The 6,944-nt window shown below is 56.9% G+C and carries 10 protein-coding genes; 2 read left to right on the top strand and 8 right to left on the bottom strand.

Translation table 11 applies throughout. From position 1 onward, the window contains the following. Window positions 1-573, top strand: a 573-nt coding sequence (locus HMPREF3044_RS13075; RefSeq protein ID WP_168167235.1) for a Rib/alpha-like domain-containing protein, incomplete at its 5' end; no start/stop codon positions are given. A gap of 94 nt (window positions 574-667) precedes the next feature. Here HMPREF3044_RS13075 and HMPREF3044_RS05415 read toward each other — a convergent pair. Then, a complete protein-coding gene (locus tag HMPREF3044_RS05415; protein WP_034989582.1) occupies window positions 668-1,447 on the bottom strand; it encodes a tetratricopeptide repeat protein in 780 nt (259 codons plus the stop codon). Next, window positions 1,448-1,741 carry a thiamine-binding protein gene (locus HMPREF3044_RS05410; protein WP_005396035.1) on the bottom strand — a complete coding sequence of 98 codons (294 nt, stop codon included), beginning with the start codon at window positions 1,739-1,741 and terminating at the stop codon, window positions 1,448-1,450. 24 nt (window positions 1,742-1,765) lie between these two features. On the opposite strand from HMPREF3044_RS05410, the gene mce reads away from it, so the two are divergent. Continuing rightward, the gene (mce, locus tag HMPREF3044_RS05405; protein ID WP_005396033.1) at window positions 1,766-2,224 is read left to right on the top strand and encodes a methylmalonyl-CoA epimerase; all 459 of its coding nucleotides are present in this window, start codon (window positions 1,766-1,768) and stop codon (window positions 2,222-2,224) included. Window positions 2,225-2,428: 204 nt separating this feature from the next. Here the strand turns inward: mce and HMPREF3044_RS13355 are convergent, their stop codons facing one another. The 6 genes from HMPREF3044_RS13355 to HMPREF3044_RS05380 all read right to left on the bottom strand — a co-directional run bounded on the left by HMPREF3044_RS13355 (window position 2,429) and on the right by HMPREF3044_RS05380 (window position 6,934). Further along, the gene (locus HMPREF3044_RS13355) at window positions 2,429-2,701 is read right to left on the bottom strand and encodes a hypothetical protein (RefSeq protein ID WP_081446553.1); all 273 of its coding nucleotides are present in this window, start codon (window positions 2,699-2,701) and stop codon (window positions 2,429-2,431) included. A gap of 13 nt (window positions 2,702-2,714) precedes the next feature. Continuing rightward, window positions 2,715-3,407, bottom strand: a complete 693-nt coding sequence (gene nucS, locus HMPREF3044_RS05400; protein WP_005392152.1) for an endonuclease NucS — start codon at window positions 3,405-3,407, stop codon at window positions 2,715-2,717. A 14-nt stretch (window positions 3,408-3,421) separates the two neighbouring features. After that, the gene (locus HMPREF3044_RS05395) at window positions 3,422-3,817 is read right to left on the bottom strand and encodes a DUF2550 family protein (RefSeq protein ID WP_005392151.1); all 396 of its coding nucleotides are present in this window, start codon (window positions 3,815-3,817) and stop codon (window positions 3,422-3,424) included. 320 nt (window positions 3,818-4,137) lie between these two features. Next, window positions 4,138-4,515, bottom strand: coding sequence for a F0F1 ATP synthase subunit epsilon (locus HMPREF3044_RS05390; protein WP_005392149.1), 378 nt, complete (start codon window positions 4,513-4,515; stop codon window positions 4,138-4,140). Then, on the bottom strand, window positions 4,508-5,950 hold the full coding sequence (gene atpD, locus HMPREF3044_RS05385) for a F0F1 ATP synthase subunit beta (RefSeq protein WP_005392147.1): 1,443 nt from the start codon (window positions 5,948-5,950) through the stop codon (window positions 4,508-4,510). The genes HMPREF3044_RS05390 and atpD overlap by 8 nt, the downstream gene beginning before the upstream one ends. Before the next feature lie 3 nt (window positions 5,951-5,953). Continuing rightward, a complete protein-coding gene (locus HMPREF3044_RS05380) occupies window positions 5,954-6,934 on the bottom strand; it encodes a F0F1 ATP synthase subunit gamma (protein ID WP_005396030.1) in 981 nt (326 codons plus the stop codon). Window positions 6,935-6,944 lie beyond the last annotated feature (10 nt).

Genomic DNA, 6,944 nt, shown 5'->3' with positions numbered 1-6,944 from the left:
ACCGAGCCCACCTCCAAGCCGACCGAGCCCACGAGTGAACCGAAGCCTGTTGAGAAGAAGGATACAGATAAGTTTGCACCCTCCTACCCGGCGGAAAACAACGTCACCATCGGCGATAACACCACCATCGACCTTGCTGGTGACACTAAGCTTCCAAAGGGAACCACCTTTACAATCGGCACTCCCAGCCACCCCGAGAACTGGAATTACTCAATCAACCCGGTCACTGGACTCATCACTGTCTCCCCGGCAGTGAACCTCGGCGAAGGCTCCTGGGCAACCACCACAGTTGTGGTCACCTACCCCGACAAATCTACCGACATCATCAAGGTGAAGTTCGTAGCCAAGAAGAAGGACGAACCCACGTCAAAGCCGACCTCCGAACCGATGCCTGACCCCAGGCCCGCCCCAACGACGTCGAACAACTCGAGCGACAAAAATGGCTCGAGCTCCTCAAGCGAGAATGGGGAGCTGACTCCGAGTGCGATCGCAGGAATTGTGATCGGCATCCTTGCGCTTCTCGGACTTGGCGCAGGTGGTTACAACTGGGCCCACTCGCAGGGACTCATCTAGGGCTATCCACCTCAAACTAAATAAAACTGGGCACGAGATTCACCCTCGCGTCCAGTTTTATTTTTTAAAGCTTCCTAGATTTTTCAGCGTCGCATTAAAACAACGCGCTAGCCATCTTCCTCCGAGCATCATCCACTTCCGGCGAGCCCTCAAAGGCCGAGAATAGCTCAATGAGCCTCTTCTTCACGGTCTCTTTATCGTCACCGAAATTGGTCATCAGTTGCCCCAGAAGACGGGAAAACGCGGCCGAAAGATCGCCACCAGCCGCCTCTGCATCCGCCTGAATGAGCTCAGCATCCAAGCCAGTTGCCGCATCAACTTGAGCCTCCGCAACCCTGTGGATGAGGTGCGTACGCGCAAGACCCGATTTGGCTTCCTTGTTGCCAGGCTCCTCTTTGAGGATCTTTTGGAAAGCCGCCTCAGCCTCTGCCACATTTCCTGATTCCAGGAGAGCGTTGGCGTTATCAATGCGCGGATCGGAGGGCTTCTCCTCTCCTGGCGCAACCTGCGACACAAGCTGTTCTAGCACCTGACGCGGTTGTCCGCCCTGGAAGGAGCCGGCGGGGCGTCCGCCGATGAAAGCAACGACGGTGGGGATAGCCTGCACGCCCAAGGCACCGGCAACCTCTGGGGTCGCATCAGCGTCGACGTAGGCGTAGGTGAAGCCGTCGTTGTGCAGCTCGTTGAAGTTCTTCCGCATCTCGTCCGATTCGGGCGAGCGACTAGATCCCACCTGGAGGATCACCGGCTTTTCTTGGGACGAGACCAGCACCTGCTGCACGTTAGCCGCGGTAACCAGTACCTCGTGAGCACCGCCTCCCTGCGACGGCTGAGGGTCCTTCTTCAGCGAGCTGAGGTCAAAAACTCCTGCCACTTAGTTCAACTCCTTCATTGCCTTTTCCATATCCTCAACCTTGCCTGTGAGACGGTTATTCCACCCCGGACGGATGTCGGCCTTTATAACGAGGGATGCCCGCGGACTCACCTCCAACACCGCATCTGTGGCACGTTTCACAACGTCCATAACTTCGTCCCACTCCCCCTCAATGAGGGTGAACATGGCGTTGGTCTCATTGGGCAGGCCAGAATCTCGGACAATTTTAACGGCGCGCGCTACCGCTTCGGACATTTCCTCGGAAACGGGCGCGACTGAGAAAGCAATCATCATAGTTTCCAGAGTAGACTAAAAGCCATGAGTAACGATGTTTCTGGGATCGAAATCCCCCACGAGTATGTAACTTGTCTCGACCACGTTGGCATCGCTGTGCCGGACCTCGACGAGGCTATCGAGCACTACCGCAGCGTCTACGGCTGGGTCTGCCACCATGTTGAGAAGAACGAAGAGCAGGGCGTCGCCGAGGCCATGATCGGCCCGAAGAACATCTCTGAAAAAGAAGGAATGATTCAGCTTCTCGCTCCGCTGTCCCCCGACTCCACCATCGGCAAGTTCCTGGATAAGAAGGGCCCCGGCATCCAGCAGATGTGCCTCCGTGTCAACAACCTTGATGCTCTTACCGAGCACATCAAGGCTCAGGGCATGCGCGTCCTCTACCCCGAGGCCAAGATCGGAACCGGTGGAGCACGCATCAACTTCGTTCACCCAAAGGATGCAGGTGGTGTTCTCCTCGAGCTCACCGAGCCGAAGAAGTAACTAGAACCGCATGGGGAGCCCTTCGGGGCTCCTTTTTGTTTGCAGCTTCTGCCCCGGCCGGCAGCCGCATCCCCGGTAGCCGTTGAAAAAGGACCCCGTTTGCTGGTTCCAATTCCACTCTCCCCGGGCCGTGCCAGGAAACCCGGTGGACGGGTACACCGAACGTCGAAAAGCCGGAGGACAGTTCGAGTTCACCGCAGGCCATCAGGAGGAAAAAACATCCCAACAATGGCGGTGCCAGTGACGGCGATCATCGCCGTCCCGATCGGCATACCACGCCACTACATGGGCGACACCCGGTGGAATATTTTGATGACACCCGGGACAGATGTAAAACTTCGTAGCACGGGCAGAGCCGAACGGACGGACCTTATATTGGACACCGTGCACGTCCACGGTTGAGGTGGGAACAAAGCTCGAACCATCTGGAGGAAGCTGCCTCATTGGGCGGGAAGCGCGCCGGTTTTTCCTTCCCACAGTCTGCCTCCTTCTAGAAAAGGGTGAGTTTGTCTGACGGAATTCCACGCATCGCCTGGTAGTCCAGGATAACGCAGCGAAAACCGCGATCCTCAGCGAGAGTACGGGCCTGCGGCTTTATCTGCTGGGCGGCGAAAACCCCGTGAACGGGGCTCAAAAGGTCATCTCTGTTGAGCAGATCCACATATCGGGTCAGTTGCTCCACCCCATCGATTCCGCCCCGCCGCTTCACTTCCACGGCTACAGTTTCCCCGTCCGCATCCTTGCACAAGAGATCCACGGGGCCGATTGGTGTTGGGTACTCACGCCGGACAAGGCTAAATCCTTCACCGAGCGTCTCTACATGCTCTGCGAGAAGCTGCTGGAGGTGGGCTTCCACGCCGTCCTTCTCAAGCCCCGGGTCAACGCCCAAGTCACGAGAAATGTCCTCGTAGACTTCATGCAAGGTAATTCGGAGCTGCTCGCCTTTTTTGGACTCGACTACCCACAGTTTTTCCCCCGTATCCTCCCCCTCTTCGGAGGCGATGTCCATCTCCTGCAGGCTGCAGGGCGGACTCATCCAGTTCAACGGCTTATACGCTCGGTCATCGGCGTGAACAGAAACCGAACCATCGTTCTTCACAATGACGAGGCGGTCAGCGGGTTCCAAATGGCTTTCCAGCCGGCCGACGTAATCGACTGTGCAATGAGTAAGAATAAGGCGCATTCTTACAAGGTTACCTACTGCGCGCGTCGGGAAATGAATCGCCTGAAACCGGCCTTGTCCACGCTCTGTTGACGCCGGGAAGGAGCGGACTCTAACCAGGACGTAAACGCCATCTCCTCGCTTCGATCGAGGCGCATCTCCAGCTTCATTCGCTCGCTCTGGATAACGTAGATGTCGTCCTTCTTGTCAAGGATGTCGATGGTCACTCGGTTCAGCGAAATATACGGTTCAGATGTGAAAGAGGGAAAAACAAAAATTCCGGCGGTGTCATCCACGTACCTGATCCGCCCGGAGCGGAAATTCGTGTCTGTACCAACGCGCCGGAATCCTATTTGCTGACCAATTCGGTTGTGACGTAGCCACAGCAGAAAGAGAATCACGATCACGACCACACACATGATTGCCATCATTTGATTCTCACTTTCGCTTAGACATCGGAATAAGCTGCGGATACCTATGAAATCGAAGGCGCACTGTATGCACGCCAATCAGCATAAGCAGTTTTTAATTAAAAACTTGAGCCCTTTCTAGACACTGTAGCGCACCTGGGAAGTTTTGGGAAACGCGCAGAAAGAATCCTTAGAAAGGAAGTGAGCGAAGCGTGAAAACCGCATAATTTCGGACTCCGGATCATTGACCATGCACGGGGAGCATCCACCATCCCTGGATATCGCGACTGCTCCTAACATGCAAAAAGACCCCGCAAAGCGGGGTCTTTGTGCACGTAGGGTTAGATACCCTTGTTCTTGCGTTGGATCGCCTTCACGCGTGCCTCAGCGAGGTTCTTTGTTTCCTCATCCTCGGCGCTTTCTAGCTCGCGCGTAGCCTCCGACTCATCAATGTCGTCGGCCCATTGAGCGTAGTCAGCCAGCACGATCACACCTTTGGCTGTAACCGACAAGAACCCACCCTTGACGGCCGCGACCAGCTTCTCACCATCAACTGGCTTGATGGTGACAACACCGTTTTCCACGAGCTGTCCGAGAATTGGTTCGTGACCGGGCAGGATGCCAATCTCACCTTCGGTGGTCTGTGCGGTAACAATCGAGGCCTCTCCAGACCACAACTTTCCCTCAACAGCGACCAAGTCCGTGGTGATACTAGCCATTGTTCTCGCTCATCTTCTTGTAGTTAGCCTCGACATCGTCCAGACCACCAATACCGTTAAACGCCTGCTCCGGGTAAGCATCGAACTCACCGTCACAGATACGCTCGAACGCATCGATGGTCTCTTCCAGCGGCACGTAGGAGCCCGGGTTACCGGTGAACTTCTCAGCAACGAAGAAGTTCTGGCCGAGGAAGCGCTCGATACGACGTGCACGCTGCACGGTGATCTTGTCTTCCTCACCGAGTTCGTCCATACCGAGGATGGCGATGATGTCCTGCAGTTCCTTGTTCTTCTGCAGAATACCGATAACGCGCTGAGCAACGTTGTAGTGGCGCTCACCGACGATCGACGGCTCGAGGATGCGAGAGGTCGAGGTCAGCGGGTTCACTGCGGGGTAAATACCCTTCGAGGCAATACCACGGTCGAGCTCAGTGGTTGCATCCAAGTGGGCGAAGGTCGTCGCAGGAGCCGGGTCCGTGTAGTCATCGGCAGGCACGTACACGGCCTGCAGAGACGTAATGGAACGGCCCTTGGTGGACGTAATGCGCTCCTGCAGGATACCCATCTCGTCGGCCAGTGTCGGCTGGTAGCCCACAGCGGACGGCATACGGCCGAGCAGCGTGGACACCTCAGAACCGGCCTGAGTGAAACGGAAGATGTTATCGATGAACAGAAGCACGTCCTGGTGCTGAACATCGCGGAAGTATTCCGCCATGGTCAGGCCCGACAGAGCCACACGCATACGAACTCCCGGCGGCTCGTCCATCTGGCCGAACACGAGGGCCGTATCCTGCAGCACGCCCATCTCTTCCATCTCAAGGAAGAGGTCTGTGCCCTCACGGGTGCGCTCACCGACGCCGGAGAATACCGACGTACCGGAGAACTCACGAGCGATACGGGTAATCATCTCCTGGATGAGCACTGTCTTACCCACACCAGCACCGCCGAACAGGCCGATCTTGCCGCCCTTCACGTACGGGGTGAGAAGGTCAATCACCTTAATGCCGGTCTCGAGGATCTCGGTCTTGCCCTCCAACTCGGAGAACGGCGGCGGGTCGCGATGGATACCCCACTGCTCACCGTCGCGGCCGAGACCGGGCTCATCGAGGCAGTCACCAAGGGCGTTGAAAACGTGGCCCTTAACGACATCGCCAACCGGAACCTTGATCGGGCCACCGGTGTCTTTCACTTCCGCGCCACGAATGAGGCCATCCGTCGGCGCCATGGCAATGGTGCGCACGAGGTTATCGCCCAGGTGCTGCGCCACCTCCAAAGTAATGGTCTTAGCAACGGCTTCGAGGGTCACGTCGACCTTCAAAGCGTTGTAGATAGCAGGTAGCTCACCGTGGGCAAATTCCACGTCGACGACCGCGCCGATAACGCGGACGACGCGGCCGGTCCCGGCCGGTGCCTGCTTTTTCAGAGCTGTGCTCATAATCTAGTCACTTTCTCCGCTATCGGCGAGCGCGCCTGCGCCACCGACGATCTCTGTAATTTCCTGTGTAATCTGCGCCTGGCGGGCCTGGTTAGCTTCGCGGGACAGCGTTTTAACCAGGTCTGTCGCGTTATCCGATGCCGCCTTCATAGCGGTGCGGCGGGACGCGGACTCCGATGCAGCGGACTCCAGATACATGGAGAACAGTGTCCTCGACACGTACTTCGGGAGAAGAGCACCCAGCAGGGTGTCTGCATCTGGCTCGAACTCGTAGTCTGCGACGAAGGTGGACTGAGAATCGGAAACGATGTCCTCACCCAGCTCCATCTCTTCTTCTTTGACTTCGGTCTCCACCGGCAACAACTGCAACGCAGTGGCTGTCTGGCTGAGCATGGACTTGAACTCGGTGTAAATCACGTGCACTTCGTCGAAGCCCTGAACCGGTTCACCCTCGGGTCCGGTGAGGCCTTCGCGCCACTTGGCGGTGCCTTCCGATCCCGCCATGAACCCGTCAATCAGGTGACGGCGAACGTTGTGCGTGATCTTGTAGGTGGGCTCCTGTGAGAAGCCCGTCCACTTACCTGCGAGTTCCTCGCCACGGAAGGTGTAGTAACCCACACCCTTGCTTCCCGTAACGTAAAGGGCGACCTCTAGTCCACGTTCTTCCAGAAGGTTGCGCAGCTCGGTTGCTTTCTTAAACACGTTGTGGTTGTAGCCACCAGCCATGCCACGGTCGCTGGAAATCACGAGAAGAGCAGCCCTCTTGGGGTTGGCCTTCTTGCTCAGGAGCGGGTGGTCAAGCGATGAGGCCGATGCCAGTTCTGAGATCACGCGGGTGATCTCAGTGGCATACGGGCTCGCTGCCGCCGTCCGCTGCTGTGCCTTCGTGATCCGCGAGGTGGCGATCAGTTCCTGGGCCTTGGTGATCTTCTTGGTAGAGTTCACCGACTTAATACGGCTTTTAAGTTCGCGCATATTAGCCATCTGTCCAGTC

Origin of the sequence: Corynebacterium sp. HMSC073D01 (genome assembly GCF_001815555.1) — a bacterium.
Lineage (GTDB): Bacteria > Actinomycetota > Actinomycetes > Mycobacteriales > Mycobacteriaceae > Corynebacterium > Corynebacterium glucuronolyticum.
The sequence above is the reverse complement of the archived record's forward strand: the minus strand, read 5'-3'. Positions and strand labels throughout refer to the sequence as shown.